We start from the raw sequence: 26,223 nt of genomic DNA, 5'->3' as shown, positions 1-26,223 counted from the left end.
CGTGGACGAGCCGCTCGTGGACCGGTGATCGAGTACCTGGCCGGGCGTTGTCGCCGGGCCAGGCTGCGGGCGGGCTGGCGCTGCCGGCAAGGACGCGGATCATGCCGTGGTGATGACGATCTTCCCTCGCAGGTGGCCGAGGTCGAGACGGCGGTAGGCGTCAGGCGCCTTCTCCAGCGGGAAGACCGCTTCGACGGGCATGCGGATACGGCCGGACTCGATCAGGGGAAGGGCCTCGGCCATGACGTGGGGGATGGGCAGCGCTTCAGTGGAGAAGTGCACGCCGTGCCGGGCGGAGTCGAGGTCGGCGATGGTGATGACCTTCGCCGGGTTGCCGGTCAGTTCGATGGACAGGGGCAGGACGCCGCGTCCGGAGCCGTCCAGGACGGCATCGACGCCCCGCGGGGCAACGGCCCGTACCCGTTCGGCCAGGCCGTCGCCGTAGGTGACCGGCGTGGCGCCGATCTCGCGGAGGAAGGCATGGTTGGCCTCGCTCGCGGTGCCGATGACGGTGGCGCCCCACGTGCGGGCGAGTTGGACCGCCATGAGGCCGACGCCGCCGGCAGCGGCATGGACGAGCAGGGTCTGTCCGGCCCGCAGGCCGAGCTGGCGCAGGGTGCGGTAGGCGGTCTCCGTGGCGATCGGCAGCGCCGCCGCCTGTTCGAAGGTGAGAGCGTCGGGCTTGGCGACGATGGCGTCGGCGGGAGCCAGGGCGTGGGTGGCGACCGCGTCGAGCGCGGCGGTGCGCCCCAGCACCGCCCGGCCGATGCTCCACTCGCTCACGCCCGGGCCGAGCGCGTCGATGACGCCGGCCATTTCGATGCCCAGCGACGCGGGTTCGGCGGGGGCGGCCTGACCGGGGGCGAACAGCCCCTGGCGCATCTTGGAATCGAGGCCGTTGACGCCGGCGGCATGGATCCGGACACGGACCTGGCCCGGCCCCGGTTCGGGCAGGGGTAACTCGGCGAGCTCGAGCACCTCGGGGCCGCCGTAGACGGCGTGCTGAAGGCGGCGGGCGATGCTGGCGGTCATGGGCGAACATCCTTGGGTGGCAGTTATGCGGGGGTGGGCGTGGGCCGGCCGGGGGCCGGGGGGGCGCCCGCGGCTCTTCCGAGCGCACAACCGCCCGTGCCGACCGGTGACTCCAACGATGCGGGCAGCGTGTGCCCCCGTCCAAGACCCTTTTCGGAACACCCCATGCGATTTCGGCATCACCGCACGTGGGAGCGCCCGGACATGTACGCCATGGGTGACGGGCTTGACCCCGCCTCAGCCCGCAGGACTCCAGCGCGGATCGCGTCCCACGAAGGCCAGCAGCGCGGCCGCCCTGTCGCCGTCCTCCACCTGCCGCACAGCCGGAGCGTAGACGCCGTAGGCGTCGCGGATCCGGTCGACGAGCTGGTCCGCCGCGGCGCTCAGGCCCTCGGCCAGCTCGGCTTCCAGGGGCAGGTCCTGGCCGGTCGCGACCGCGATGTCCCAGGCATGGACGCCCGCGTCCAGGGCGGCCGCGGTGGCGCCGAGCCAGACGGGCAGCGGACCCAGCGGCGTCGGCGCCTCGGCCGCGTCGGCCGGAAGCTGGGCGTAGGCATCGAACGCCTTGGCCAGGACGTCTTCCAGCACCTGGACAAAATCGCCGTCAAGGGCGTCAGCGGGCTGGAAGGGGTCGGACTGCGGCCCTCCCTCGCCGGTGATGGCCGCCGCGTACGCCTGCTGGTCCAGCCTCGCGTGGTTCAGCACCTGACGTACCGTCCACTGGTCGCACGGTGTCGCCGCACCCCACCTGTCGGCGGGCACGCCCGCGACCGCCGTACGCAGGTACGCGTGAGCCAGGCCCAGAATCTTGAGGCCGTCGGTCGAGTTCATACGTATCTCCCCTCCCCTGTTGTCTCAGGGACTCCCCCCAGCCCCTGCCGACAGATCAATGTACGCCCCTGGCGGCCGCGTTCGACTACGTCAGGAGCAGGGCGCGGCCCCAGACGACGTTGGCGGCAGGCTCGGGGGAATCGTCGCTGCTGGGGTTCCGTGCGGCCGCACGGGGCGGTCGCACGGAACGGGTCGGTACGGGTCGGTACGCAAGACCGAGGTCACGACGGACAGCGCGGCGGGTCCGCCTACTGACCGCTCGTACGGAGGGTGTCACAGCACATCGCGGGCTCCAGCGCCTGCTCGTCCGTCTCCGGCAGCTCTTGCAGCTCCAGGACTGTCTCTTCCATGGTTCTCACCTCCTTCCGTGGGGGTACGACCTGTGATGTCCTCCGTCTCTCACCCCCCTTCGGGGGCCGCCGGCCGGGGGTCCACGGACCAGGAGCGACCACCGCCGTGTTTGAGGCGCAGCAGCAGGTCCAGTGCGCCTGCCAGGCCGACCTGGTAGCTGACGCAGAAGTCGCGCAGGGTGTCGTCGAAAACGACCAGCCGCCCGTCCCTGAGTGCGGCCCGCGCGTGGAGGCATGCGACGGCCTCGGCGGCCCGGGTGCGGTAGGTCTCATCGCCGGTGGCCGCGGCCAGGTCGAGGAGGAGTTGGGCGTTGCCGGCCACGCCGTGGCAGGTGCCGGTGCCGAGCCGCCAGCGGTCCCGGTGGGCGGTGCGCGCGGCCAGGTCGGCGTACTCGCCGAAGCGCGGCTCGCCGGTCTCCTGCCACAACCGGACGAGGGTGGTGCCGATACCGGAGGCGCCGTTGCACCAGAAATCGAGGCCGGTGCGTTCCGTACGTCCGGGCCCCTTGGGCCACACGGCGATGTCGCCTCGGCGTTCGGCCACGGCGCACAGCGCGTGCCCGCCGCCGATCGCGATGTCGAGGAGCTCCCGGCGGTCGAGGTCGCGGCCGGCGGCGAGCAGGAAGGCGGCGTTGCCGGCGACGCCATGGCCGAAGCCGTAGGAGCCGGAGCCGGCGAGCTCGGAGCGGTACGAGGGGCCGAGCGGCCAGTCCACTCCCCCGTCGGCCTCCGCCAGCAGGCGCAGCACGCCGTCCGCGCAGGCGGAGGCCCGCTCGGCGAAGCGCTGGTCGCCGGTGGCGTGCCACAGGTGCAGCTGGGCGAGTCCGGCACCGGAAAGGCCGTGGCAGATGTCGGGTTCGGTCGCCGCGAGGGGAATGCCGAGAGGGATATCGAGGGCGTACTGCCGTGCTCGGGCGGCGAGTTCGGGGTCGTCGAGGGTGCGGGCGGCGTCGTGCAGTGCCCATGCGGTGCCGGAGCGGCCGAAGTAGAGGCCGGGCAGGACGCGGCCGGGCCGGGAGAGTCGTTCGTCCAGCCAGTGGGCGGCGGTCCGCAGCAGAGGTTCGAGGGCGGGTGCCCTCGCCCGTACGGACGGCTCTGTCCAGGACGGCCACGACGCCCGCCGCTGCCTGCTGGAGGTTGCAGGGGTCGCCTTCCGGCAGCGTGCGGGGTCTGGGCCACAGGTGTACGGCGGAGGGGTCGGCCGTCGCCGCGATGTGACCCAGTCCGTCGGCAGGCAGCCGGTCGAGGTCGGCGCCGGCCAGGGCGGGGCCCGGCCAGATCACCGGTTCGGCGGGCTCCGCCCGGAGGAACGCGGCGGCCTTCTCCAGCGGCCAGCGGGCCGGAGGGTCGGCCGTGAGGCCGAGCACGAGGGGAGCGAGGGCGCGGAGAGCGGGGCAGTCCGGAGCGGCGGCCTCCACGGTCGCCGTGAGCCGCTCGCCGGGCGGGCGCGCGGGCGAAGTGTCGGGGGCGAGCAGGGGGTTGATGCCGGCGGTGGCGTGGAGCAGGGTGGCGCCCAGGCTGAAGCAGTCGGCTTCGGGGCCGGGCGGGAGCCCGTCGTCCTCCGCGCGGGAGAGGTATTCGGGCGCGGTGAAGCCCTGGGTGCCCATGACGGGGGCCGTGCCGTCCGCGCGTACCGCGCATTCCAGGTCGACGAGGACGGGCGTGCCGTCGGGGCGTACGACGAAGTTCGTCGGCTTGAGGTCGCGCAGCACGAAGCCCGCCGCGTGCGCGGCGCCGACCAGGCGGGTGAGGTCGCGTGCGAGCCGCCACGCCGCCGGGACCGGAAGCCTGCCGCCGGCGCGCAGCGCGCCGTCCGCCGACCATTGGTGCAGGTTGTCGCCGTCGATCAGGTCCTCGGCGAGGAAGACGTGGCCGCCCGCCTCGAAGACCCCGTGCGGTGCGGGGGCGATGCCGAGCGGTGCCAGGTGGGCCAGCACGCCGGCCTCGTAGCGCAGCCAGTCCCGGGCGTCGGTCCCGTCGGGCCGCGCGCCGACGTGCGGGCGGGCCTCCTTGAGGAGGACGTCCCGGCCGGTGCGCCGGTCGTGCGCGCGGTAGACGCCGCCGCGGTTGGCATGGCGGATCGCCTCCCGGACCAGGTAGCGGTCGGCGAGCGGTACGGGACCGCCGCCGGCTCCGGCGCGGGTTCGGGCGGGCTGGTCGAACGGCGGCCTGGCCCAGGTGGGCGGCGAGAACCACGGGTTGCGCTCGTCGGTGACGAGCGTCCCGTCCGGGGCCTTGAGCCGCCCCCGGTAGAAGCCTTCGTCGTCGAGTTCGCGCGGTGCCGAGAAACAGCCGTAGCGGTAGTGGACGAGGCTGCCCGGACGGTACCGCCGGTCCGACAGGATCACGGGACCGGCGAGTCCGGCAGTGGCCCGGTGCAGCTCCTCCGCGAGGAGGCGTAATTGGTCGTCGTCAGCGGGATACGCGGTGAGGAACTTGCCGGAGTGCGCCCGCGCGGCCCGTACGCCGGTGAGATCGGCGGTCACGCTCGGCGACACCGCGAACTTGAACGCGCAGCCGTGCGCCACCAGGACGCCCGCCGCCCGCTCCAGCACCTCGTGAGCCGAGACGTGGAGCTTCCACCCCTGCCTGCGGGTCCGGTAGCCGGGCGGCGTGATCATGCACCAGGCTTCCCCGTCCCGCATCGTCCACGAGGGGCGCTCGGCCCCGAGGATCCGTGCCGCGATCGACTGGTAGCTCGCCTGGGGGCTCACCGTCACACGGCCACAGTGGCACGGCTCGCCGCCGCGCGGAAGGTTGCGGCCGTGCGCTCTCGAAGCCCCGCGACGCACACGACGAAACGGCTACCTGAGCGGCCCTCCCTCGTCGATGAACACGGTCGGCGCCGACAGGAACACACCGGCGTCCACCGGGCCGTAGGCGACCGGGGCCGTGTTACTGCGGGCGGCCGCTTCTCCTCCCTGTCATGCGGTCCCGTGCCATTTGTCGCTGCTCGGGCCGAAGTGACGGGGGGTGCCCAGCCAGTCGTCGAGGGGTGCGTCGGGAGTGTCGCTCCGCATGCCGTTGGCCTGGCGCGGGTCGCCCGCCATGATCTCCTGCGCCAGGCGCTCGGCCTGCGCCGTGGGATCCTCGTCGGTCACCGGTCGCACGGTCCCGAAGCAGCCCGCGGATCGCCAGACGCCGTGGGGCTGCGGCACGTAGCTCCGAAAGGAGAGGCGTATCTCGTCAAGGACCCCTGGGGGCGACCAGACCTCGCCGACTTCGCACGTCCAGCCGTCGAGCCAGTCGGTGTGGGAGCGAAGGATTCCCCCGAGTATCCGGGCGACGGCCGCGGAAGGCCATTCCCAGCTGCGGTCCTTGGTGGCCCGCTCCACTTCGGCGTCGTACTGCCGGGCATCGAACCGGATTTCGCTGGAGAACGGGGAATCGGCTTCGGGCTCATCCCAGTGCCACACCACCGTGTCGCCCTCGCGCCGCATCGTGACGTCGAGAGTGCGGCAGGCGCACCCGCACCAGGCCGCCATCTCCACTTGGTGCGGCGTTTGCCCTACGACGAACGGACCGTCAGGCAGCAGCCAGCTGAGCGCGTAGCCGCAGACCGCCCCTCCGTAGTCCCGCTCGATGAAGTCCGTGCCGTTGACCAGCGGTCGGACTTCGGGGTTGTCGTGCCGGTCCCGCGGGTCCGAGGGGATCACGTGGATACCGAAGCGGTGCAGACGTTCAGGCATTCCGCCAGCCTCGGCCCTGGCCGGATCGGCTGTCACACCATTTTCCCGAGTCTCGTCGGCCCGGGCGTGGAATGATCAGCGGGCCGGCGACCGGCTCGTCCCATCCCTCCCCCGCCCCTCAGGAGTTCCTCATGTCCCGTCGGTTATCTCTGGCGGCAGTCGTAGCGGTCCTGGCCTGTGCCGTTCCCGCCCTTACGGCCAGCAGCCCCGCCTCGGCGCGGACCGACAAGGCCGCTGCCGACATCAGCCGGACGAAGCCGCTGATCATCGCGCACCGCGCGGGTACGAGCGACGCGCCGGAGAACACCCTCGAGGGCGTCGAACAGTCCCTGAAGGCCGGTGTGGACGGCGAATGGCTGAGCGTCCAGGCGACCCGGGACCACGTGCCCGTCCTCTACCGGCCGGCAGACCTCTCCGCCCTGACCGAGGGCTCCGGAGCCGTCGCCGACAAGGACCTGAGCGACCTCGCCGCCCTCAACGCCGGCTATCGCTTCAAGGACGCGGCCGGCGCGTACCCCTACCGCACCCACCCCGTACGCATCCCCACCCTCGCCGCGGCGCTGGACGCCGTCCCCGAGGGCAAGCAGATCTACCTGGACCTCAAGCAGACGCCGGCCCCGCACGTCGTCGACGCCGTGGCGCGCGTGCTGGACGAGAAGAAGGCGTGGGGCCGGGTCAGGCTGTACTCCACCGACGCGGACGTCACCGGACTGCTGGCCAAAACCCCTGAGGCGCGCGTCGCCGAGTCCCGGGACGCCACCCGGCAGCGGCTGGCCGAAGTGGCCCTCGAGCACACCTGCAAGAGCGCACCCGGGGGTTCCTGGGCCGGGTTCGAGCTGAAGCGGCAGATGGTGCTCCGGGAGCAGTTCACTCTCGGCGCGGGAGAATCCCCCGTCACCGCCCAATTGTGGACACGAGAGGCCGTCGCCTGCTTCCGCTCCGCTTCTCCGCACATGCCGATCGTGATGCTCGGGGTGAACACACCGGCCGACCTGCGTACGGCCACCCGGCTCGGCGCCAGCGCCGTCCTCGTCGACTCCCCCCGGCACATGGTGCCGCCCACCGGCTGAACGAGTGCAGCACCTTGAGCGCGGCCACGTACTCCTCGTCGCTGATGCCCTGAGAGCCAGCCCCGGTGGAGCAACTGGTCCACAACCCGGGCGATCTCGTGCGGCCCTTCCGCAAGAGGCGTCAGCTGCAAGGGGCCGCGAGGGGTGTAGCCGTAGTAGACGCTCACCTCTTATGCGCCCCCCGGCGCGCCCGCGTACGCGCCGCCGCGCTTCCGCGGGTTACGCCCCGGCGCTTGCACTCCCCGCCTCGCGCGGCTGGAATGCGCAACGACGGAACGCTCCATGCCGACCACCGCGAGAGGTGTGAGTCACCGCGTGATCCACATGACCGAGACGCTGGCCGTGCACACCATCGAGGGGTTCCTCACCCCCGACGAGACCTCCCACGTCATCAAGACTCTGGACGAGCACCTCGACGCGACGGGATGGGTTCCCGCGCGCCCCAGCGACGGCATGACGCCGCCCGACGAAGTGCAGGGCATCCTGAACGACGCCGTCGAACGGGCCCTGCCGGCCATCCGGCGGGTCTTCCCGTCCATCGCCGGAGTCACCCCGTGGGACTACCACGACCTCGGGCCCGGGGACGAGATACCGCCGCACCTTCACGGCGTGGACGACCCCTACGCACGGCCACAGCGGGTCGCGCGGGTGGCCTTCCACCTCCAGGAGGCGGAGCGCGGCGGGGAGTTCTTCGTCGACACGTCATCCTCCGAAGCCCTGTGGACCGACCGCACCGCCGAACCGGGCGGCCGCTTCCTGACCGGCACCCGATTCGCCCATGAGATCTCGCACCACGCCCCGCCCGAGGCCTTGGCCCTGCTGCGGCATGTCCCCCGCACCCGCTGGACCAGCGCCCCGCCCGCCGGTACCGCCGTCGTCTACGGCGCGCAGCTCGTGCACGGCGTACAGCCGGTGATCGAGGGGCGGCTGCGCAAGCTCATCACCAACCTGCTGGACGGTTCACCCCGCCAGTAGTGCTTCGTCAGGCTGGGGGCGGTGGCAGTGCGCGCCTCTAGGCGTTGGTCGACGGCGCGGGTTCCCGACGATGGTCCAGCCAGGTGCGGCTCAGGTCGTCCCAGATCGCCTGATACCGACCGAAGATCTCGCCCAGCTGATCGAACGTGAGCTCGTCGGCGGCCGTCGATGCCACGAGGTATTCGAGGTCATCGGCAAGCCGCTGGAACCGGTACTGCGCTTCCTCCATCAGAACGAACCGGGAGCGCCAGTTGAAGAACGGCTCGACGGCCCCCAGCAACGTCACCAGCGCCACACAGGCCAAGGCCAACCCAGCCCACGCGTTGAGATTCTGCAGGCCCAGGATGACGGTGGACGCGGCGGACAGTGCAAGCGTCGCCACCTTGGTGGCGGAGGCGCTTCGACCGAATCGTTTCTTCTTGCCACGGGCGTAGCCGTTGCCCTGCCGAATCTTGTCCAGCAGGAGGGCGGCCGCCTGCCTCGGGCTGAGACCAACGTCTAGTCCACTGTCCGGCTGCACTCCGCCCCCATAGCTCAGTCGCCACCTTGCAGCTCGCTCCCCGGCAGACGCTGCCCCTGACATCGCGCGGTTTGCCTGGCGTCGCCGCTCGATAGCCCCTACTGCGGAAGGTTATCGGGCGGTCAAGTCTTGTTGGCACGCGGTCATGACCACAGCGGCGCGACGGCCGCCGTCCTGCCTCACCGCTGCAGGATGACGGCCGCCGACACCGGTGGTGGTGCCGTCAGGGCTGGGCTTGAGGTACGTGCCGGGCGTCTGGTCCTCCCACGTGCACTTGGAGACGTCGCCCGCGTCGATGGCGCATCCGGTGGTGGTGCGGTTGGAGTTCCAGTCGCGCTGGACGTCCCAGCCGCTCAGGCAGCCGGCCCAGAGGCCTCGCGGACAGCCTCGACGTCGACCACGACATCGATCATGTCGCTGACGACCACCCCGCCCCGGTCGACGACGTCATTCCAGCTCACGTTGAAGTCGTGCCGGTTGATGCGGGTCGCGGCGGAGAATCCGGCGCGTTGCCGGGGTCCGAGGTCGCGGCCGTCCTCCCACCAGGGCGTGTCCCACTGCCCCAGGTAGGTCACGTCGAACGTCACGGGACGTGTCACGCCGCGCACGGTGAGGTCTCCGACGAGCGAGAACTCCGTGGCGCTCAGCTGACGGACGCCCCTCCCGGCGAACGTCCACGTCGGATGGTGCTCGACGTCGAAGAAGTCGGGGCTGCGGAGGTGATCGTCGCGCTGGGGCTGTCCGGTGTACACCTCTGCGGCGTCGATCGTCGCCTCGACCCTCGCCTGCTCCGGGTGGTCCGGGTCGACCTCGAGGGTGCCCCGCACGTTCTTGAGGTGCCCGCGCACGTACGTGACCATCATGTGCCGGGCGCGGAACTCCGCGCTGGTGTGACCGGGCTCGAAGAACCATTTGGTTGTGGCCATGGCCGCTCCCTGTCTTCGCTGCCCCCTGTAGCCAGGATAGGCGCCCACAGAGAACCATGAGGGTCATATGTCCGGATCAAATGTGACATAAGGCGGAACAGAGCCTGTCCGGGACGTGTCCCGGACGGATCCATCCATGCCCTGGGGCCGTCCTTCGCGACAGCCTGGAGACGTCGGCCCCCTCCTTGGGGCGTGCATGACACGACTCCACTCCGAAGCAGGAGACAAGGCATGGGTATGCCCGGAAGCTGTCCATCCGAACCCGCTCCTCACAGCGAACGACTGCGGCCGTCGCCGCACCACACGGCGGTGCTGGAGGAAATAGCCGGGTTATGGCACGGACCGGCTCTGCGGCCCGACGGGCCGACGCGGCTCCGCGCGGGCCTGCGGGGCCTGCACCTCGGTGGCGTGTGGGTCGCGGCAGTGGCGTGCCAGCGGACCGGCTTCGCCCGCACCGAGCGGCTGATTCGCCGGCGCGACCCGCAGGCCTTCCACGTCCTGTGCATGAGAAGAGGCCGGGCCACCTTCGACGTCGGGGGCACCGCACCCGGGTCGGAGCCGGGCATCTGGTGCTGGTGGACAGTTCCAGTGCGCGGCGGCGTGGTGTGGGCCGTGGTGGCGGCGCGGCCCGGTCACCTCTCGGTGGGCGACATCGCCATCTTCATCGCGGCGGTGGCGGGCGTACAGGGCTCGCTCACCGCCGTGGCGGGGCATGTCGCGAGCTCCCACGAGGCGCTGATGCTGTTCGAGCACTACCTCGACGTCGTGCACTGCGCGCCGGACCTGCCGGTGGCCGCCGCTCCGGTCCCGCTGCCCGCGCTGCGCGAGGGCGTCGAGTTCAAGGACGTGCGGTTCCGGTACTCCGACGAGCATCCGTGGGTGCTGCGCGGGGTCAGCTTCCGGCTGCGGCACGGGGAGGCGCTGGCGCTCGTGGGGCTGAACGGTTCCGGCAAGTCCACCCTGGTAAAACTGCTGTGCCGGTTCTACGACCCGACACACGGCGCGATCCTCTGGGACGGCGTCGACCTGCGCGACGTCGACCCGGCCCGGTTGCGGACCCGGATAGGGGCGGCGTTCCAGGACTACATGGCGTACGGCATGACGGCGGCGGAGAACATCGGCCTGGGCGATCTGGACGCCTTCGACGACGCGGAACGGATCCGGGGAGCTGCCCGGCGGGCGGGCACCGACCGCGAGCTGTCCACCCTGCCCCGGCGCTACGACACGCTGCTGTCCCGCCGCTTCCCCACGATGTCGGAGGACGGCGAGCCGGCCACCGGTGTCGTGCTCTCCGGCGGCCGGTGGCAGCGACTCGCGCTGGCGCGGGCGTGCCTGCGGGACGAACGGGACCTGATGATCCTCGACGAGCCGGCCTCCGGGCTCGACGCGCAGGCGGAGGCGGAGATCCAGGAGGCGCTGCGCACTCACCGGCGCGGACGGACCAGCCTGCTGATCTCCCACCGGCTCGGCTCGGTCCGGGAGGCCGACGTGATCGTGGTGCTGGCGGCGGGACAGGTCGTCGAACGCGGCAGCCATAAAGCCCTCATGTCATCGGGCGGAGAGTACGCGCGGCTGTTCGCCCTCCAGGCATCCGGCTACCGGGCGGAGGACAGCCGACCCGGCGTCGAGGAAGCGGGCCTTCGGTGACGCGCCGCGGCTACGGGGCCGTGTCCGCCACCGCGCTCGGCCTGGCGGGCGTCGTCGTGCTGCTGCGGCGCACGGTGGTCCGGGTCACCGTGCGCGGCAGCAGCATGACACCGGTGTACGAGGATGGTGCCCGGGTTCTCGTGCACCGCGGCGGCCGGATCGTGGTGGGGCGGATCGTCGTGCTGGAGCGCCCCGCGCCGGGCGTGACCTGGCCCCTGCCGTCGGTGGACCGCGCGGCCTCGTCCCGCGCGGTGGCGGCCCGGCAGTGGATCATCAAACGCGTGGCGGCGGTCCCCGGCGACCCGGCCCCACTGGACCGCGTGCCCGGCCTGGTGACGTGCGCGGCCGCGGCCGGCGGGCGGGGCGAGCGGTCCGGTGCCGCGAACGACGGCCTCTTAGGTTCGACGCGAGGGTGGCCCACGCCGCGCGGGCGACCGTGCGCCCGGGCCCCGGCGCCTCCCTGGACGCCGTCGCCGCCGACGTCGGTCTGTCGCCGCCCCGGCTGCGGGCCCTGGTCCGCGAGTCGGTGGGGATCCCCCTCGCCCGGCTGCGGCAGCGGGGGCGGCTGCGGGGCGCGGTCGCCGACCTGCCCGGCTCGTCCGTGGCCGCCGCGGCGGCCGCCGCGGGCTTCGCCGATCAGGCCCACCTGACCCGTACGTCCCGCACCCTGCTCGGCCGCACCCCCGCCTCCCTGGGCCGGGCGGTGCCCGCCCCGCGCGACGAACGGCCCTCCGACGAGCGGCCCTCCCCGGTCAGTGCCAGGGGCTGAACCGCCATCCGGCCACCAGCACGCCGAGGCCCGGCAGGCTCAGCGCGGCGAAGACGATCAGATCCGGCGTGTCCAGCGACCCGAAGAGCACGCCGTCCGTGATCGCCACGGCCGAGAAGGTCAGCAGGAGCCAGCCGGCGGCGAAGAAACCCGCATAAGTCTTACGGTGCACGGCCAGTGATCCGACGACCAGGCCGAGGAGGGCCCAGGCACCGGCCATGCGCCACAGCATGGCGGATTCGGCAGGCGCGAGGTACGACTGCGTGTGGCCGTGCACGACCATCCTGACGACGGATCCGTGCCAGGTGCGCAGCTCGGCGCGGTCGTCGCGGCGGACGGCGCGATAGGTGGAGGCCGAAACGCTCAGCCAGGGCGTGCCGCGCTCGTAGCGGACGCGTCCCGTACGCGGCGGCCGCGAGCAACAGGAAGCGCAGGCCGACGAGCAGCAGTCGGCGGCGCCGTCTGTTCCTCTTGTCCCATGCCCCCATCGCGGGTTCCTCCCGCCCCGTCGCCCAGCGTACGAGGCGCCTCGGGGCGCGGGAACCCGGCGGGCGCGCGGAAAACCGGTTGCCGACGGGGGTGGTGGGTGCGCAAGCTGAAGGGCACTCGATCACCGATGGGAGCATGCGATGCGCCGATTCCTCGAAACACCCCAGCGCCCCTACCGGACGGTGAATTTCGAGGACTTCGTCACCCATGCAGATCCAGCACACCCTGAACATCGGCATCGTCGCGCACGTAGACGCGGGTAAGACCAGCCTGACCGAGCGCCTGCTGTTCGACACCGGCACGATCGACCGGCTCGGCAGTGTCGACGGCGGGAGCACGCAGACGGACACCGGGTCCGTCGAGCGGCGGCGCGGCATCACCGTCCGCTCCGCGGTCGTCTCCTTCGCCGTCGGCACGACGCAGGTCAATCTCATCGACACCCCGGGGCACGCCGATTTCGTGGCCGAGGTCGAGCGAGCCCTCGAGGTGCTCGACGGCGCGGTCCTGGTGCTCTCGGCCGTCGAGGGCGTCCAGGCGCACACCCGCGTCCTGATGCGGACCCTGCGCGACATGGGGCTTCCGGTGCTCCTCTTCGTCAACAAGATCGACCGTCCGGGCGCCCGGCGGGACGGTCTGCTGACGGACATCCGACGGAGGCTGACGCCGTACGTCCTCCCCATGACGGCGGTACGCGACCTCGGTACGCGGGCCGCTCGCACGCTGCCCGAGTCGCTCGACGACCCGGACTTCCGTACGCGCACGGGCGAGGTGCTCGCCGAGACGGACGACGCGCTGCTCGCCCGGGTCGTGGACGGCCCGGCTCCCTCCTCCGAGGAGCTGGGAGCCGCGCTCCACGACCACACGGCCCGGGGGCTGGTGCACCCCGTGTACTTCGGCTCGGCCCTCAGCGGGCAGGGCGTCGGCGCCCTCGTCGAGGGGATCACCGGCCTGCTCCGGCCCCCGCGCGCCGATGCCACCGACACCGCCGACACGGCTCCGGCGGAGGCGGCGGCGCCGACGGGGGCGGTCTTCGCCGTCGACCGCGATCCGTCCGGACACAAGACCGCGTACCTGCGGCTGTCCACCGGAGCGCTCACCGCGCGCCGGCGGGTCACGCTCCACCGCCGCGAGCCGGACGGCACACACCACGCGTACACCGGCCGGATCACCTCGCTCGACGTCGTCGGACGCGCCGGCGCCGGCACGAGCCGTCTGACGGCGGGGAACATCGGGAGGATCACGGGCCTGACCGAGGTCCGGGTGGGCGACCTGCTCGGAGAGCCCGACGGGCGGGGCGGCGGTCCGCGCCGCCCACGCTTCCCCGCCCCCACGCTGCTGACCGTCGTCCGGCCGCGCGACGCGGCGCCCGGGGCGACGGCGCGCCTGCGCGCGGCCCTGCGGAGCCTCGCCGAGCAGGATCCGCTGATCCACGCGAGCGCCGAGCCCGACGGTGCCACCTCGGTGCTGCTCTACGGCGAGATCCAGAAGGAGATCATCGCGGCCGCTCTCGCGGAGGAGTTCGGCATCGAGGCCGTCTTCGAACCCAGCCGCACCGTGTGCGTCGAACGGCCCGCCGGCACCGGCGAGGCGTACGAGGAGATGGGGCGTCGCGCCCCGTCCCCCAGCGGCTTCTGGGCCACCGTCGGGCTGCGGGTCGAGCCGGCGGAGCGAGGCACCGGTGTCGGCTTCCGGTACGAGACCGAGCTGGGCGCCCTCCCCCACGCCTTTCACTGCGCCGTCGAGGAGAGCGTGCACGCCGCGCTACGACGGGGCCCGCACGGCTGGGCGGTCACCGACTGCACCGTCACCCTCGTCCGTTCGGGCTTCGCGGGCCCGGTCAGCACGGCCGGCGACTTCCGCGGGCTGACACCGGTGGTGCTGGGCAGAGCCCTGGAGCGCGCCGGCACGCGGGTGTTCGAGCCCTACCACCGCTTCGAGGCGGACATCCCCACGGACACGCTCGCGCCGGTCACCGGATGTCTCGCCGAACTGGGAGCGGACATCGGCGAAACGGCGGCCGGCACGGAGTCGTGGCTGCTCAAGGGCCTGCTGCCGGCCCGCCGGGTCCGCGCCGTCGAACAGCGGCTCCCGGGCCTGACGCGCGGCGAGGGCGTGTGGTGGTCGAGACCGTGCGGGGACGGACCGCTGATCTCAGCGTGCGGGGTCAGGGGTGAAGGTCGGGCGGGAAGCCGGTCCAGCGGAGCTCCGGGGGAAGGTGCCCCATGTCGTTGAAGAAGAGCACGGAAGCAGGGCGTCCGGGCGCGTAGCGGATCACGGTCAGCGCGGCGTTGCCGTGGTTGAGGCCCATCCAGCGCCACTTCGGTGCGTCGAGGGCGGCTCGGACCAGCCATCCGATGAGGAAGTTGTGGGTGACGACGAGCTCGTGGCGGGGCTCGTCGCCGTCAACGGGTCCGGCGAACCGTGCGAGAGCCGCCTCGGCCAGCTCGGGGCCCCGCTCCCGCTCTTCTGCCGGGAACTGGGACAGATGGGCGAGCTTGGCGTCGGCCGAATCCGCCGGCAGCTCCTCCCGGTGCGGCAGGTAGGGGATATAGTCCCCGGCCAGTTCCGTCTCCTGTGCCGGGACGCCGTCGAGCTGTTCGCAGACCGACCGAGCGGTCTGCCGTGCTCGGGGCAGCGGCCCGTGATGGACGACGGACAGCGGGCTGTCGCGAAGCCGCTCGCCGAGCAGTACGGCCTGTCGGCGTCCGTTGTTCGTCAGCTCGCTCTCGTCCGGTGACGCCTCACCGTGCCGAGCGAGGTAGAGGAAGCGGGTGGCGGTCCCGGTCATGGGCAAGGTCCTCTGCAGCGTTCATGATCTTGCGGATGTCCGGTGGGACGCCGCCTCGCGCCCTATGGTTTCCGGCAGCCGATGCGCGACCGTCCAGCGCTACGCCTCCGGCTTCCCCGGAGCGCCCGGGTCCTCGGTCCCATACCAGGGCCGGAGCTGCAGGTACTTCTCCTTCATGACCGGCCCGAGATGCGCCTCGATCCCGTACCCGGGTTCCTTCTTGCAGGGGAGGTCGTAGAGGAACGACGTCACGATGACCTCGAACGCCCCGGGCACGCGGCGTCGCGTCTCCTCCTCCGGGAAGGCGAGGACCCGGCGCCAGTCGGGACCGTCCGGGTCGTGCTCTCCCAGGTACGAGCGCACGGTGTCCTGCACGACGTCCCAGAAGAACAGGTGCGGGAGCACCACCCCGTTCTCGTTGACGATGTGGCACTCGTACGCGTCCTCGAACCCGGGCACCTGAGCAACCAGGTCCTCCACGAGTCGCACACCGGCAGCAGCCTTCTCGTCCGCCTCGTGCTTCCCGCGCTTCTCGTACGTCTCATCGCCGTCGGCCGTCATGTGCCGGGACGCTACCTCAGCGCGGCAGCACCACCCGCGACCTCTTCCCGCCACGCGGGCGAACGGGTCCAGGGCGGACCCGTTCACCTCGGACACACCGCACTCCTGGTCAGCCGAACTGGCCGGGCTGGTAGTCGCCGGCGGGCATCTGGAGCATGACGTTCCCGCGGTTGAAGGCGTTGATGAGGGTGATGACGCCCACCAGGGCGCCGAGCTGCTCCTCGTCGTAGTGCTTGGCGGCGTTCGCCCACACCTCGTCCGGGACGCCGCCGGCCGCGTCGGCGATGCGGGTGGCCTCCTCCGCCAGCTCCAGCGCGGCGCGCTCGGCCTCGGTGAACACCGTGGCCTCGCGCCAGGCCGCGACCAGGTTGAGGCGCTCCGCGGACTCTCCGGCGTGTACGGCGTCCTTGAAGTGCATGTCGGTGCAGAATCCGCAGCCGTTGATCTGGCTGGCGCGGAGCTTCACCAGCTCCTGCGTGGAGGCCGGCAGGGTCGAGTCCTCGAGCACCTTGCCCGCGGCGATGATGTGCTTGAAGACCTTGGCCAGGACCGGGTTGGTGAAGGCGTTGAGGCGTGCTTCCATAATGCGCTCCATTGCTGTTGCCCGTCGGTACACATCTATGACGGGGCGGCCCGGCGAGTTGTGACACGACTGCCCGTGACGTGCGTCTCACCCGATTGCGCTACGGCAACAGGGCTCTGCGCCGACCTGGACGGCCACCCTTCGCCGGCCCAGGGGCCGGCAAGCGCTGACCACCCGGGCGCACCCATGCAGTCGCCCGGGTGGGAGCGTCGCTCGCCGACGTGGATGCCGACGGACATACCGGTCAGGTCAAAGGTCGCACGGGGAGGCAGCAGGCGCCGGCCGTCCAGCCCCCATGGCAATGCGGCCGGGAGGCGACCGGTGAGTCGGCAGAGTCTGCGAGCAGTAGAGGAGCTCGCGGGCGCCGGTGAGTGTCCGGTACAACGCCCTAGGGCCTCAGCAGGCCGTCGAACTGCTCCCAGCCCGACCAGGGGCCGCCGATCCTGGTCTGCCAGCGGTGGTACGGGTAACCGCCGCCGTTGACGCCGAAGAGCTCGATACGGCCGTCGGCGTTGGTCTCGGCCGCGACCTGGCTCAGCGCGCCGTCGAACTGTTCCCATGCCGACCACGGGCCGCCGATGGCCGTCTGCCAACGGTGGTAGATGTTCCCGGCGCTGTTGGTTCCGAAGATCTCCAGACGTCCATCGGCGTTACGGGCCACGGCGATCGACGTCAGAAGTCACCGCACAGCCTTCCGGCGCGCCCTCCCTGGTCGCTTTCCAGTCGACCGCGGCAGGCTTTTGAGCGCGCGGCTGGGGTCACGTCTGGGCGGACGAGCATCCTGTCCCGTGCGCCGACGGCGGCGGCACCGCGACGTGAGCTACGCGCGCCTGACCGACCCGCCCGGTGATCCGGCAATCCAGCGGTCCGGCGATCGGTGTGTGATCGGCACCGCGGACGGGTCGGCTCGGCTGTCCGGGGGCTCAGCTGGTGTAGAAGCGCTTCACCGCCTTCAGGAACTCCTTGGGGCTGATGCGTCCGCTGCCGTCGGCGTCGAGTTCGTCGAAGTACGTCCCGGCGTCGGCGTCCGACATGCCCAGGAAGTCACCGGCCCGAAGGAATTCGTCCCGGTCGAGAGAGCCGTCGTCGTCACGGTCGAGCAGATCGAACAGGGTCCGGCACACGTCGCCCTTCCCGGGGCGGTCCGCCGAACGGAAGGCGGGGGACGTGCGGGCGGTCACGTACTCGTCGGTCGTGAGGACCCCGTCGCCGTCGGCGTCGCCGAGGGACAACAGGAACGTCCACTGGGTCTTGTTGGCCTCGAGGAGGGCCCGTCCCTTGTCCGATTCCTCCGGGATGCCGAGCTCGGACAGGAGCCGGTGCGGTGCCCGTAGGAAGTCGGTCAGGTCGACGGATCCGTCGCCGTCCGCGTCCATGCGCTGGAACTCCTGGACGGGCGCGAGCTGGGCGTTCTTGGTGATGTCGGTCATGTTCCGAGAGCGTGCCACCTCCTGGCCGACCCACCGGCGAGCCCCGGTGGCGTTCCCCCTGACGGGTGAACACCACCACCGGGCGGGACCGCCGCCTCACGGCGGCAGATGACGGGCCGAAACCCCTCAGCAAGAAGGCGGTTGAGCTGCGCCCGCCCCCCTCGACAGGCGGGCTCTACGTCCTCTAAGCCACGGGCACGGCGATGTCGCAGACCTGCGCGGCCGGGCCGGCCGACTCCCAGTCGGCGAAGTAGACCTCCCGGCCGGGGCCCGTCGCACGGGCACCGCTCTCCTCGATCCACTGGTACACCGCGTCGTACGCGGAGAGGATCTGCGGGTACTTCACCTGTGCCTTGGTGAGCGTGGTGTACGCCTCGCGATGGGCCGGCTCGGTCCGTACGGGCGCGGTGACCTCCGCTTCCCGGGCCGGGTCGATGGGCACACAGACCTCCACCGGCCCGTCACTGTCCTCGTTGACATGGCCGTAATAGACCACGAACGGCGCCGCCACGGGCCCCCCGTACGCCTTGGCCTCCTCCTCCAGGCGGGCGCAGGCGTCGGGGATCCACACCGGCAGGTCCTCCGGCCGGACGTGACGCCGCTCGGTGAGCACCACCTGCTCCGGCACGTCGCGCTGCTCGATCTTGTAGGTGTCCATTCCTTCTCTTCCTCCCGACAGCTGGATGCGGAGGTGGACGGCGAGCTCCCGCTGCGCGGCGATCCGCCGCTCGACACCCTCCCAGTACCCGGCGACGACAGCGGCCGCTTCGGGCCCCGGCACCGCCAGCACCTCCCCTATCCGGGCGAGCGGCATGTCCAGGCCGCGCAGCCGTACGATCAGGCGTGCGGTGGCCAGCCGGCTCTCCCGGTAGTACCGGTAGCCGGTCGCCGCGTCGACCCGGTCCGGGGCCAGCAGGCCCTGCCGGTCATACAGCCGCAGGGCCTTCGGCGAGAGCCGCGCCCGGCGCGCGAACACACCGATGCTCAGCAAGGGATCGTCGTCCTCCACGCCCGTCACACTCCCCTCTGCCCCAAGGGCAAGGTCAACCCTCCTCCGGTCACCGACCGGCGTGGCGTTCCAGATAGATGGAAGTGAACACGGCGACCTTGGCGCGCAGCGCCCAGGGGTCGAAGGGCTTGCTGATGTAGTCGACCGCGCCGGCCGCGTAGCCGCGGGCGGAGTGTTCCGGGTCCACGCCCATCGCCGTCAGGAAGATGATGGGCACGTCGCGGGTCCGGGGCCGGCGCTTGATGTGCGCGCACGTCTCGTAGCCGTCCATCTCCGGCATCTGCACGTCCATGATGATGACCGCGAAGTCGTCGTGGTCCAGCAACGCCTTGAGCGCCTCCCGCCCGGAGGAGACCGTGACCAGGTCCTGGTCGAGCGTCTCCAGTACGGCCCTCATCGCGAGCAGGTTGTCCGCCTGGTCGTCGACGATCAGGACCTTGGGCATGTCCTGGGGTCCGGAGGCGACGGCGGTCAGGGCGGCGGCGGGCCGCTCGATGGCGTCCAGTTGCCGTTCGAGCAGGGCGCACCGGGCCTCCGCGGCGGCACGCTGGTCCCGTGTCTCGCGGAGCTCCGTTCCCAGCCGCGACACTTCGGCCTCGAGGGCGTCGCGTTCCCGCAGGAGGTCGGACACGTCGGGGTGGGCAGCCGCGAGCTGGTCCGCCCGCTCCCGCTCGGCGCTGCGGTCGGCCTCCAGTTGGTGCAGGCGCACTTCCAGGTCGGCGATACGGTGCGTACGGTCGAGCAGCGCGTCGCCCAGCACGTCGCCGCGGACGCTCGATCGCCGGGAGACACGGTCCGCGTCGGCCAACTGCTGCTCCAGGATCTCCACCGCGTGTTTGGGAGAGGAGCCGGCGTCGACCGCCGACCCGTACAACCCTCGTACGTACTCGATGGCCTTGGTGGTGACCGCGGTTCCACGATGCTCGGCGAGGTCCGCGAACAGGTCCGTGATCACCTGCCATGGGGGCAGGCGGGTTCCGTTCAGGTAGCGCGAGAACGTCCCGGGATCGCGTTGGCGCCGGGCCGCGTACCGCCGCACGGACACCTCCATCCCCTCGAACAACTCCCGCAGCGCCTCGGCGAGGGCCCGGGACGTGTCGGTGAGGTCGTCGCCCAGCGGTCGAAGCTCACCCATGTCCTTGCCCCTCCCCCACGCCGGCGCCGGCGTCTACGGCCCCGCGCCTCCGGTCGCCGCCGGGCTCCGGCCCGGGCTCCGCGGCGATGAGACGGTCGAAGAACGACACCGCCAGTCCCGCGGCGGCAAGGCCCGCGAGCACGCTGCGCGGCGTCCCCTCGCCCGCCAACGCGGTCAGGACGCCCCCTGCCGTGCCGACGAGCAGAGCGAGCAGGAACACCAGGGTCGTTCTCAGTGACAGCAACGGCCGGTCCACCGAGGCCTCCAATCCATCCGAGCCGTCGCGCAACACAACGGGACGAGTCACCCCGTCCAACAGGTCGCGGGTGGGGGGACTCACAGGATGGTGGGGCGCGGAGCCGTTGCGCTTCGGGATCGGGGAAGAAGCGCAACGATGTCTCCCGTTGCCATCGTTCCCGCAACTTCATGCACGCCGGTTTTCGCTGGTCAGAGCGGTCTGGCGGCGAAACCGTTGCCGCGCCGTTGCGCCGCAACGCTGCCGACGCCGCGCCCTGCGGTAGTGAGCACTCCTCGTAAAAATGTTTGACCTCGGTCGAGTTCGACGGTCGGATGGCGGTTCATGAGCGCAGGGCAGATGCATGCAGGCCAGTTCCCCGTCGACGAGGACCTCGTACGACGGCTGGTCGCGGGACGGTTCCCGCGGTGGGCGGGGCCGGCGGTGGAGCGGTTCGCGTCCGGCGGCACGGTCAACGCCATGTACCGGCTGGGCGACGACATGGCCGTACGGCTGCCGCTGGTGAAGGGCGGGGCCGAGGACCTGGCGATGGAACGGGAGTGGCTGCCCCGCCTCGCACCCCTGCTGCCTACGGCCATCCCCGAGGTACTCGGGTCCGGGGAGCCCGCCGAGGGGTATCCGTGGCCGTGGTCGGTGTACCGGTGGCGGGCGGGCGAGAACCCCCAAGAAGGGGCCCTGAGCGAGCCCGTACTGCTGGCCAAGGATCTGGCCGCGTTCGTGGCGGCGATGCGCAGCATCACGCTGCCGGGCGCGCCAGCGGCCCACCGCGGTGGGCCGCTCGCCTCGCTCGACGCGGAGACCCGTGCGGCGATCGAGGAGCTGCGCGCGATCCCGCAGGAGGGCGTCGACTGCGACGCCGTGACCGCCGTATGGGACGACGCGCTACGGACCCCGGACTGGGACGGGCCGCCGGTCTGGCTGCACGCCGACCTGATGCCCGGCAATCTGCTGGTGGCCGGCGGCAGGCTGACCTCGGTGATCGACTTCGGATGCATGGGTGTGGGCGATCCGGCCTGCGACCTGTTCCCGGCGTGGAACCTGCTGCCGCCCGACGCGAGGAAGGTCTTCCGCGAGACCCTCGACGTCGACGACGCGACCTGGACCCGCGGCCGGGGACGGACACTCTCGCAGGCGCTGATCGCACTGCCGTACTACCGCAAGACGAACCCGGCGATGGCGCGCAACGCCCGGCACGTCATCGGGGCGGTGCTGGGAGGCGACTGAGCGTAAGGCACGTCCGCTATGCGGGGGCACCGGGCCAGGTATTCAGCGCCTGGGTCCGTTCGGCCCGACGGGTGCCGGTGTCGGTGGTGCGCGTGGCCCATGCGATGTGGCCGTCGGGGCGGACGAGGACTTCGCTCACTCCGCCGAGGTCGGGGTCAACCTCGGCCGGGCGAGCGGTGAGCGTGCGGATACGGCCCGGCCGACCTGGCTCCTCCGGTTCCCACCCGCAGGACTCGTCGTCGCCGTCGAGGTTCAGCAGGACGAAGTGGCCGTCATGCAGGAGCTCGTACACGCGGACGGTCTCCGTCGCGGTGGTCGCCAGGCCGATGTCCGGCATGCGCCGGCCGGTGAGCGGATCGGCGGGCGAGGCGTCCGGGGGCGGGTAGGCGGTGTCGAGGGCGGAGATCCGGGCGGCCAGGTGTCGGTTGACGTCCTTCATGCCCAGGAGCGTGTCGAGCAGCTCGCACAGGATGCCCGCGGGGAGCCCGTAGCGCTCGGTGAGGGGCAGTTCCACCAGCAGCGTCTGAGCCCGGGTGCCGTCGGTGACGGCTCGACCCACGGCGTGACGCTCGGTGTGGTAGGTGTCCAGGAGAGCCGGCGGCGCCCATCCATGCACCTGGGCGGCCAGTTTCCAGCCCAGATTCATCGCGTCCTGCAAGCCGGTGTTCAGCCCCTGGGCCCCGACGGGGAAGTGGACGTGCGCGGCGTCGCCGGCCAGCAGGACGCGGCCGCGACGGTAGCTTTCGGCGAGGCGGGTGGTGTTGCCGAACCTCGACAGCCACCGCGGCTCGTCGATCCCGCAGTCCGTCCCGCAGACCCGCTTCAGCGAGGTACGGAACTCCTCCAGCGTCACCGGCTCCGTGGAGGGCACCCGGATCCTGTCCGGATCCATCACCACGAAGCGGGTCAGCCCCGCCTCCAGCCGCGCGACGAGCACGCCGTGCTGCCGGGCCCGGTCGTTGTCCGCGTGATCGGCGACGGCGAAGTCGCCCACGACCGCGGTCATCGACTCCCCCGTCCCCGGAAACCCGATGCCGGCGGCCTGCCGTACGAAGCTGCGCCCGCCGTCGCACCCGACCACGTACCGGGCCCGGACGGTGACCTCACCGCCGGGGCCGCGCAGGCTCACCTCGACGCCGTCGGGGTCCTGTCGCAGGGCGACGGCTTCGTACCCGCGATGGATCTCCACGCCCAGTTCCCGGGCCCGTTCCGCGAGCAGGGCCTCGGTGCGGGACTGGGCTATCAACAGGGCATAGGGGTGCCGGGTGTCGAGCGCGGTGAAGTCCAGCGGCTGCTTGAGGCTCGCGGCGAACTGCCACCCGGGCACGGTCCGGCCGACGGCGAGGAAACGGTCGGCCAGGCCCCGCATGTCCATCAACTCCATGCTGCGGGGGTGCAGGTTCAGCGCCCGCGACTCGCGATGGGACTCCAGGCGTCTTTCGACCACCCTCGTCCGCACGCCGGCCAGGGCCAGCTCGCCGGCGAGCAGCAGTCCGGCCGGCCCCGCACCGACCACGAGGACCTCAATATCCGAGCCCGTGTCCGCGCCTGTGCCCGATGACGTCACAGCGTCACCCTTCGACGCGGGTGGACGGCCGTCAAGCCCAACCGGCTCCGGTCCTCCGGGTTGGCTTGGAAGAGCGCTTGGCAGCGAGGACGCCCCGTACTGGGATGGGGCGGACGACGCGGGGCCCTCGAGAGGAGTCCGTTCGTGATCCACATGACCGAGACCTTGGCCATGCAGACCGTCGAGGGCTTCCTCACCGACGAGGAGACCACCCGGCTCACCAAGATCCTGGACGAACACCTCGCCACCACCGGCTGGGTTCCCGCGCGCCCCAGCGAAGGGATGACTCCGCCCGAGCCGGCCCAGTCGATCCTGGACGGTGCCATGCAGCGCGCGCTGCCTGCACTCCGTCGAGCCTTTCCCTCCGCCACGGGCATCGATCCGTGGCTCTACCACGATCTCAAGCCCGGCGACCGGATACGCCCGCACGTCCACGGCGTGAGCGACCCCCAGGCTCGTCCGCAGAGGATCGCCCGCGTCGCCTTCGATCTCCAGGATGCCGAAAGCGGCGGCGAATTCTACCTCGACACCTGCTCCTCCGACGCCGTGTGGAGCGACATCACCGCCCCCACCGGCAGTGACTACTCCCCCGGTACGCCCTTCGTCCACGAGATCACCGCCCGCACCGGCCCGGTGAGCCTCAACGACATCGCCCGCACCCGCTGGACCTGTAGCCCACCCCCCGGAACCACCGTCGCCTACGGCATCCAGCTCGTCCACGGCGTCCTGCCGGTCGTACGGGGCCGGGTACGCAAGCTCATCACGAACCTCATCGCATGACCGTCACGGTCACACGATGAACGGCGCACCGCCCTGACCGAGCTGTCCCGGCTGTCCCCGCTGCCCCAGCGCGCGTATGCCGCGCTCGAGCTGGTCGGCCGCCTCTTCCGGGCTGTTCAGCAACACGCCCGTCGGCAGACCGGTCAGCCATGCGCGCGCGGCGGCCGCTCGCTCGTACGGGACGCCGAGGACCGACCGCTGATACCCGCCGATGAGAGGGCCCGGGTTGGCCGGGTTTCCCGGGAAGGGCATCAGCTCGGTCCCGGCGGGCGCGGGCGGCAGCACCGCGTCGTTGTAGACCGGCAGCTCGAGCGCGACCCGCGCGGCTCGTGGTCGCCGTCGGGGTGCGCGGCCGAGCACGGCCTCCATGTGCGCCGCATGCGGGTCCAGGCCCGTACTGACCCAGCTCATGTTCGACACACCGCTCAGCCGGCCGTTCAGCTCGATCACCTGGAGCCGGCCGTCATCGGTGACGGCGAGGTCCATCTGCCACGGACCCCAGGGCGAGAAGGCCTCCACCATGTCCGCGACCGTGGCGGCCAGCTCCGCCCGCGCACGGCCGGGCAGCTCGGCGGGCGCGACTCGCACCCGCTTCCCCGGGGCGCAGTCGCCGTCGAGCCGCCCCAAGGACGCCACCGGCCACGCCACGGTGGACGAGGCCCCGGAGAGGAGCTCGACCGCGAACTCCTCCCCCTCCACCGCCTGCTGGACCAGGACCGGGTACGTCACCTCGCCGCACACGCGGTCGAGATGATCGATGTCCCGCACATAGTGGCGCCCGGCGTGGAACTCGCTACGGGCCTCCTTGACCAGCACCGGAAGCCCGAGCTCGCCGACCGCCTCGCGCATCGCCCCCGCCGCCGCGCACACCACCGCGCGGGGCACGGGCCAGCCCCGTTGTCGCGCGATCCGGTGAAGGGCCACCTTGTCGCTGGCCAGCATCGCAAAGCCTTCCGCATGCACCGGCAAGCGCAGCCCAGCCGCCCGCACGCCGGCCGCGACGCGCGCGTAGACGGGCAGGAACTGCTCCTGACCAAGACACCCGAGGTTGGGCACGGCGACGTCCGCACCGTAATCGCCGAGCAACCGCGTCAGGACTCCCTCGCTCAGTGCGGCGGGCAGCACCCCGCACTCCACACTGGGCTCCAGGAACGATTCCAGCCCCACAGATGCCAGCACGGTCACATCGGCACCGTCCTGCCGGAGCGGCGGAATCAGTCTGTCCACACGGAACTCGCCCAGGACGACCACGCGCATCATCCACACCCCGCCGGTCGGCCCACCCCGCATCCCGCCGCTCAAAGGCTAGGCGGCGGCGCTCCAGCCGGCAGCCCCGACGGCTCTTCGTCGTACGCCGCATGGTGCGGGTTGGCCGCTGTGCCTTCGGTGCTGAGCAGCACGACCGTCGCGTCGGGGCGGAGCCCGACGGCGGCCCGGCGGTCTTCGGCCTGCACGACGGCACGGACCCCGGCGAGGGAGGCCGCACCGCACGGGCCGGAGGAGACGCCGAGCGCGGCCAGGTCGCGGCCGGCTCGGGCGCTCTGCTCGTCCGTGACGGCCACGGCCGCCGCGAGCCCGTCCCGCAGCAACGGCCACGCGAGCGCGGACGGTGTACCGCAGTTCAACCCCGCCATGGCGGTACGGCCAGTGGCCACGCTGACGCGTTCGCCGCGCGACAGGGAGCTCAGCACGCAGGCGGCGGCCACGGGTTCCACCGCGAGCAGTGCGGGGGCTTGGCCAGGGGAGCCTCCGTAGTGCGCGACCGCCGCCTGGGCCAGCGAGCCGACGCCGACCGGTACGACGACGAGGTCCGGTCGCGGGGCCCCGGCGGCGGCCAGTTGCTCGTCGATCTCGCGGAAGAGGGTCGAGTAGCCCTCGACGATCCAGCCGGGGACGCGTTCGTAGCCGGGCCAGGCGGTGTCCTGGACGAGCAACGCGTCCGCGGTCTCGTCCGCGACGGCGGCGGCCCGGCGTACGGCTTCGTCGTACGAGCCGTCGACGCGTGTCACCCGGGCCCCCTCGCCGGCGATCGCGTCCGCGGCGGCGGGATGGACACCCGCCGAGACGAAGACGTGCGCGTGCTGCCCGAGGAGGCGGGCCATCCGGGCCACGGCCCGGCCGTGGTTGCCGTCGGTGGCGGTGACGAGCGTCACCGGGGTGGAGGTGTCGCGTCCGGCGAGCGCGCGGTGGATGGCCCAGGAGGCGCCCAGGGCTTTGAAGGCGGGCAGTCCCAGGCGCGTGGACTCGTCCTTCACGAAAAGCCGGCCGATATTCAACTCGCTTGCGATGCCGGGTAGTTCAGTCAGTCGTGTCGGGCTGTACCCCGGCAGGGAGGCGTGGAATTCCCGCACGGCGGCAGGGGCGGGGGCTGGGGGTGGGGGTGAGGCGAAGGGGGTACGGGGAGCCGGCCTCGCGTACCACCGCGCAGTAGGTTCTTCGAGCACCCCACCACCCTGCGACGCCCCCACCGATTCGGTCCAGCGAATGTTTCCGGCCTTTTCTGTTCACGAAACCCGAACGTTTGGCGGTGGGGGCCCTGTTCGCGCCGCTCGGTGTCTGCTGTGTCCTGTGGACGCCGGGAAAGACCTGCTA

25 protein-coding genes and 3 pseudogenes are annotated in these 26,223 nt (G+C 71.9%); 8 read left to right on the top strand and 20 right to left on the bottom strand.

Translation table 11 applies throughout. The features are described 5' to 3' along the window. Nucleotides 1-99: 99 nt before the first annotated feature. From J1792_RS17335 to J1792_RS17320, 5 genes and pseudogenes are all read right to left on the bottom strand, one after another. A complete protein-coding gene (locus J1792_RS17335) occupies nucleotides 100-1,032 on the bottom strand; it encodes an NADP-dependent oxidoreductase (protein ID WP_086574809.1) in 933 nt (310 codons plus the stop codon). A 237-nt stretch (nucleotides 1,033-1,269) separates the two neighbouring features. Further along, complete coding sequence (locus tag J1792_RS17330; RefSeq protein ID WP_086571539.1) at nucleotides 1,270-1,863, bottom strand: TIGR03086 family metal-binding protein; 594 nt, start codon at nucleotides 1,861-1,863, stop codon at nucleotides 1,270-1,272. A 399-nt stretch (nucleotides 1,864-2,262) separates the two neighbouring features. Then, on the bottom strand, nucleotides 2,263-3,171 hold the full coding sequence (locus tag J1792_RS34170) for a lanthionine synthetase LanC family protein (protein WP_242646247.1): 909 nt from the start codon (nucleotides 3,169-3,171) through the stop codon (nucleotides 2,263-2,265). A gap of 571 nt (nucleotides 3,172-3,742) precedes the next feature. After that, nucleotides 3,743-4,834: pseudogene (locus J1792_RS34165) on the bottom strand (class III lanthionine synthetase LanKC N-terminal domain-containing protein); the annotation flags it as partial. A gap of 303 nt (nucleotides 4,835-5,137) precedes the next feature. Next, a complete protein-coding gene (locus J1792_RS17320) occupies nucleotides 5,138-5,938 on the bottom strand; it encodes a hypothetical protein (RefSeq protein ID WP_207247637.1) in 801 nt (266 codons plus the stop codon). 95 nt (nucleotides 5,939-6,033) lie between these two features. Here J1792_RS17320 and J1792_RS17315 point away from each other — a divergent pair, with 95 nt between their 5' ends. Continuing rightward, nucleotides 6,034-6,972, top strand: coding sequence for a glycerophosphodiester phosphodiesterase family protein (locus J1792_RS17315; protein WP_179198958.1), 939 nt, complete (start codon nucleotides 6,034-6,036; stop codon nucleotides 6,970-6,972). A gap of 7 nt (nucleotides 6,973-6,979) precedes the next feature. Here the strand turns inward: J1792_RS17315 and J1792_RS35810 are convergent. After that, a pseudogene (locus J1792_RS35810) lies at nucleotides 6,980-7,100 on the bottom strand (MarR family transcriptional regulator); the annotation flags it as partial. 187 nt (nucleotides 7,101-7,287) lie between these two features. Between J1792_RS35810 and J1792_RS17310 the strand changes: the two are divergent. Further along, nucleotides 7,288-7,947: a hypothetical protein gene (locus J1792_RS17310; RefSeq protein WP_086571535.1), complete on the top strand. Its 660-nt coding sequence runs from the start codon at nucleotides 7,288-7,290 to the stop codon at nucleotides 7,945-7,947. Between the two features lie 37 nt (nucleotides 7,948-7,984). On the opposite strand, the gene J1792_RS17305 is transcribed toward J1792_RS17310, so the two are convergent. Together J1792_RS17305 and J1792_RS17300 are read right to left on the bottom strand one after the other, a co-directional pair. Beyond that, entirely contained in the window at nucleotides 7,985-8,467 is a 483-nt protein-coding gene (locus tag J1792_RS17305) for an SLATT domain-containing protein (RefSeq protein WP_086571533.1), read from the bottom strand. Between the two features lie 353 nt (nucleotides 8,468-8,820). Continuing rightward, nucleotides 8,821-9,393, bottom strand: a complete 573-nt coding sequence (locus J1792_RS17300) for a YceI family protein (protein ID WP_086571531.1) — start codon at nucleotides 9,391-9,393, stop codon at nucleotides 8,821-8,823. A 309-nt stretch (nucleotides 9,394-9,702) separates the two neighbouring features. Here J1792_RS17300 and J1792_RS17295 point away from each other — a divergent pair, with 309 nt between their 5' ends. The 3 genes and pseudogenes from J1792_RS17295 to J1792_RS17285 all read left to right on the top strand — a co-directional run bounded on the left by J1792_RS17295 (nucleotide 9,703) and on the right by J1792_RS17285 (nucleotide 11,809). Further along, nucleotides 9,703-11,040, top strand: coding sequence for an ABC transporter ATP-binding protein (locus J1792_RS17295; RefSeq protein WP_307843016.1), 1,338 nt, complete (start codon nucleotides 9,703-9,705; stop codon nucleotides 11,038-11,040). Then, a pseudogene (locus tag J1792_RS35805) lies at nucleotides 11,037-11,282 on the top strand (S24 family peptidase); the annotation flags it as partial. The gene J1792_RS17295 and the pseudogene J1792_RS35805, both read left to right, overlap by 4 nt. A gap of 170 nt (nucleotides 11,283-11,452) precedes the next feature. Beyond that, a complete protein-coding gene (locus tag J1792_RS17285) occupies nucleotides 11,453-11,809 on the top strand; it encodes a helix-turn-helix domain-containing protein (protein WP_086571525.1) in 357 nt (118 codons plus the stop codon). Here J1792_RS17285 and J1792_RS17280 read toward each other — a convergent pair. After that, nucleotides 11,793-12,086: a hypothetical protein gene (locus J1792_RS17280; RefSeq protein ID WP_207247635.1), complete on the bottom strand. Its 294-nt coding sequence runs from the start codon at nucleotides 12,084-12,086 to the stop codon at nucleotides 11,793-11,795. The genes J1792_RS17285 and J1792_RS17280 overlap by 17 nt on opposite strands. A gap of 419 nt (nucleotides 12,087-12,505) precedes the next feature. Here J1792_RS17280 and otr(A) point away from each other — a divergent pair, with 419 nt between their 5' ends. Continuing rightward, complete coding sequence (otr(A), locus tag J1792_RS17275) at nucleotides 12,506-14,530, top strand: tetracycline resistance ribosomal protection protein Otr(A) (protein ID WP_207247634.1); 2,025 nt, start codon at nucleotides 12,506-12,508, stop codon at nucleotides 14,528-14,530. Here otr(A) and J1792_RS17270 read toward each other — a convergent pair. From J1792_RS17270 to J1792_RS17235, 8 genes are all read right to left on the bottom strand, one after another. Continuing rightward, nucleotides 14,463-15,086 carry a histidine phosphatase family protein gene (locus J1792_RS17270; RefSeq protein WP_086571520.1) on the bottom strand — a complete coding sequence of 208 codons (624 nt, stop codon included), beginning with the start codon at nucleotides 15,084-15,086 and terminating at the stop codon, nucleotides 14,463-14,465. The two genes, otr(A) and J1792_RS17270, sit on opposite strands and share 68 nt — an antisense overlap. A 99-nt stretch (nucleotides 15,087-15,185) precedes the next feature. Beyond that, on the bottom strand, nucleotides 15,186-15,647 hold the full coding sequence (locus J1792_RS17265) for a hypothetical protein (RefSeq protein ID WP_207247633.1): 462 nt from the start codon (nucleotides 15,645-15,647) through the stop codon (nucleotides 15,186-15,188). A 109-nt stretch (nucleotides 15,648-15,756) separates the two neighbouring features. Continuing rightward, nucleotides 15,757-16,230 carry a carboxymuconolactone decarboxylase family protein gene (locus tag J1792_RS17260; RefSeq protein ID WP_207247632.1) on the bottom strand — a complete coding sequence of 158 codons (474 nt, stop codon included), beginning with the start codon at nucleotides 16,228-16,230 and terminating at the stop codon, nucleotides 15,757-15,759. Between the two features lie 388 nt (nucleotides 16,231-16,618). After that, the gene (locus tag J1792_RS17255; RefSeq protein WP_179199120.1) at nucleotides 16,619-16,891 is read right to left on the bottom strand and encodes a DUF8189 domain-containing protein; all 273 of its coding nucleotides are present in this window, start codon (nucleotides 16,889-16,891) and stop codon (nucleotides 16,619-16,621) included. A gap of 262 nt (nucleotides 16,892-17,153) precedes the next feature. Next, complete coding sequence (locus J1792_RS17250; protein WP_207247631.1) at nucleotides 17,154-17,660, bottom strand: EF-hand domain-containing protein; 507 nt, start codon at nucleotides 17,658-17,660, stop codon at nucleotides 17,154-17,156. 184 nt (nucleotides 17,661-17,844) lie between these two features. Then, nucleotides 17,845-18,678, bottom strand: a complete 834-nt coding sequence (locus tag J1792_RS17245) for a MerR family transcriptional regulator (RefSeq protein WP_207247630.1) — start codon at nucleotides 18,676-18,678, stop codon at nucleotides 17,845-17,847. A gap of 40 nt (nucleotides 18,679-18,718) precedes the next feature. Further along, entirely contained in the window at nucleotides 18,719-19,804 is a 1,086-nt protein-coding gene (locus J1792_RS17240; protein WP_086574847.1) for a response regulator, read from the bottom strand. Then, entirely contained in the window at nucleotides 19,797-20,048 is a 252-nt protein-coding gene (locus J1792_RS17235; RefSeq protein WP_242645949.1) for a hypothetical protein, read from the bottom strand. The genes J1792_RS17240 and J1792_RS17235 overlap by 8 nt, the downstream gene beginning before the upstream one ends. Nucleotides 20,049-20,384: 336 nt before the next feature. On the opposite strand from J1792_RS17235, the gene J1792_RS17230 reads away from it, so the two are divergent. Next, nucleotides 20,385-21,284: an aminoglycoside phosphotransferase family protein gene (locus tag J1792_RS17230; protein ID WP_207247628.1), complete on the top strand. Its 900-nt coding sequence runs from the start codon at nucleotides 20,385-20,387 to the stop codon at nucleotides 21,282-21,284. A gap of 16 nt (nucleotides 21,285-21,300) precedes the next feature. On the opposite strand, the gene J1792_RS17225 is transcribed toward J1792_RS17230, so the two are convergent. Then, nucleotides 21,301-22,800, bottom strand: coding sequence for an FAD-dependent monooxygenase (locus J1792_RS17225; protein WP_307843015.1), 1,500 nt, complete (start codon nucleotides 22,798-22,800; stop codon nucleotides 21,301-21,303). Nucleotides 22,801-22,995: 195 nt separating this feature from the next. Here J1792_RS17225 and J1792_RS17220 point away from each other — a divergent pair, with 195 nt between their 5' ends. Then, the gene (locus J1792_RS17220) at nucleotides 22,996-23,631 is read left to right on the top strand and encodes a hypothetical protein (protein WP_207247626.1); all 636 of its coding nucleotides are present in this window, start codon (nucleotides 22,996-22,998) and stop codon (nucleotides 23,629-23,631) included. Between the two features lie 9 nt (nucleotides 23,632-23,640). Here J1792_RS17220 and J1792_RS17215 read toward each other — a convergent pair whose 3' ends face one another. Both J1792_RS17215 and J1792_RS17210 read right to left on the bottom strand, forming a co-directional pair. Beyond that, a complete protein-coding gene (locus J1792_RS17215; protein WP_179199119.1) occupies nucleotides 23,641-24,810 on the bottom strand; it encodes an ATP-binding protein in 1,170 nt (389 codons plus the stop codon). Between the two features lie 119 nt (nucleotides 24,811-24,929). Further along, nucleotides 24,930-26,075: a pyridoxal-phosphate dependent enzyme gene (locus J1792_RS17210; RefSeq protein WP_372446115.1), complete on the bottom strand. Its 1,146-nt coding sequence runs from the start codon at nucleotides 26,073-26,075 to the stop codon at nucleotides 24,930-24,932. Between the last annotated feature and the right edge of the window lie 148 nt (nucleotides 26,076-26,223).

It is taken from the genome of Streptomyces triculaminicus (assembly GCF_017349075.1).
Taxonomy (GTDB): domain Bacteria; phylum Actinomycetota; class Actinomycetes; order Streptomycetales; family Streptomycetaceae; genus Streptomyces; species Streptomyces triculaminicus.
This window is presented reverse-complemented; position numbering and strand designations above follow the sequence as displayed.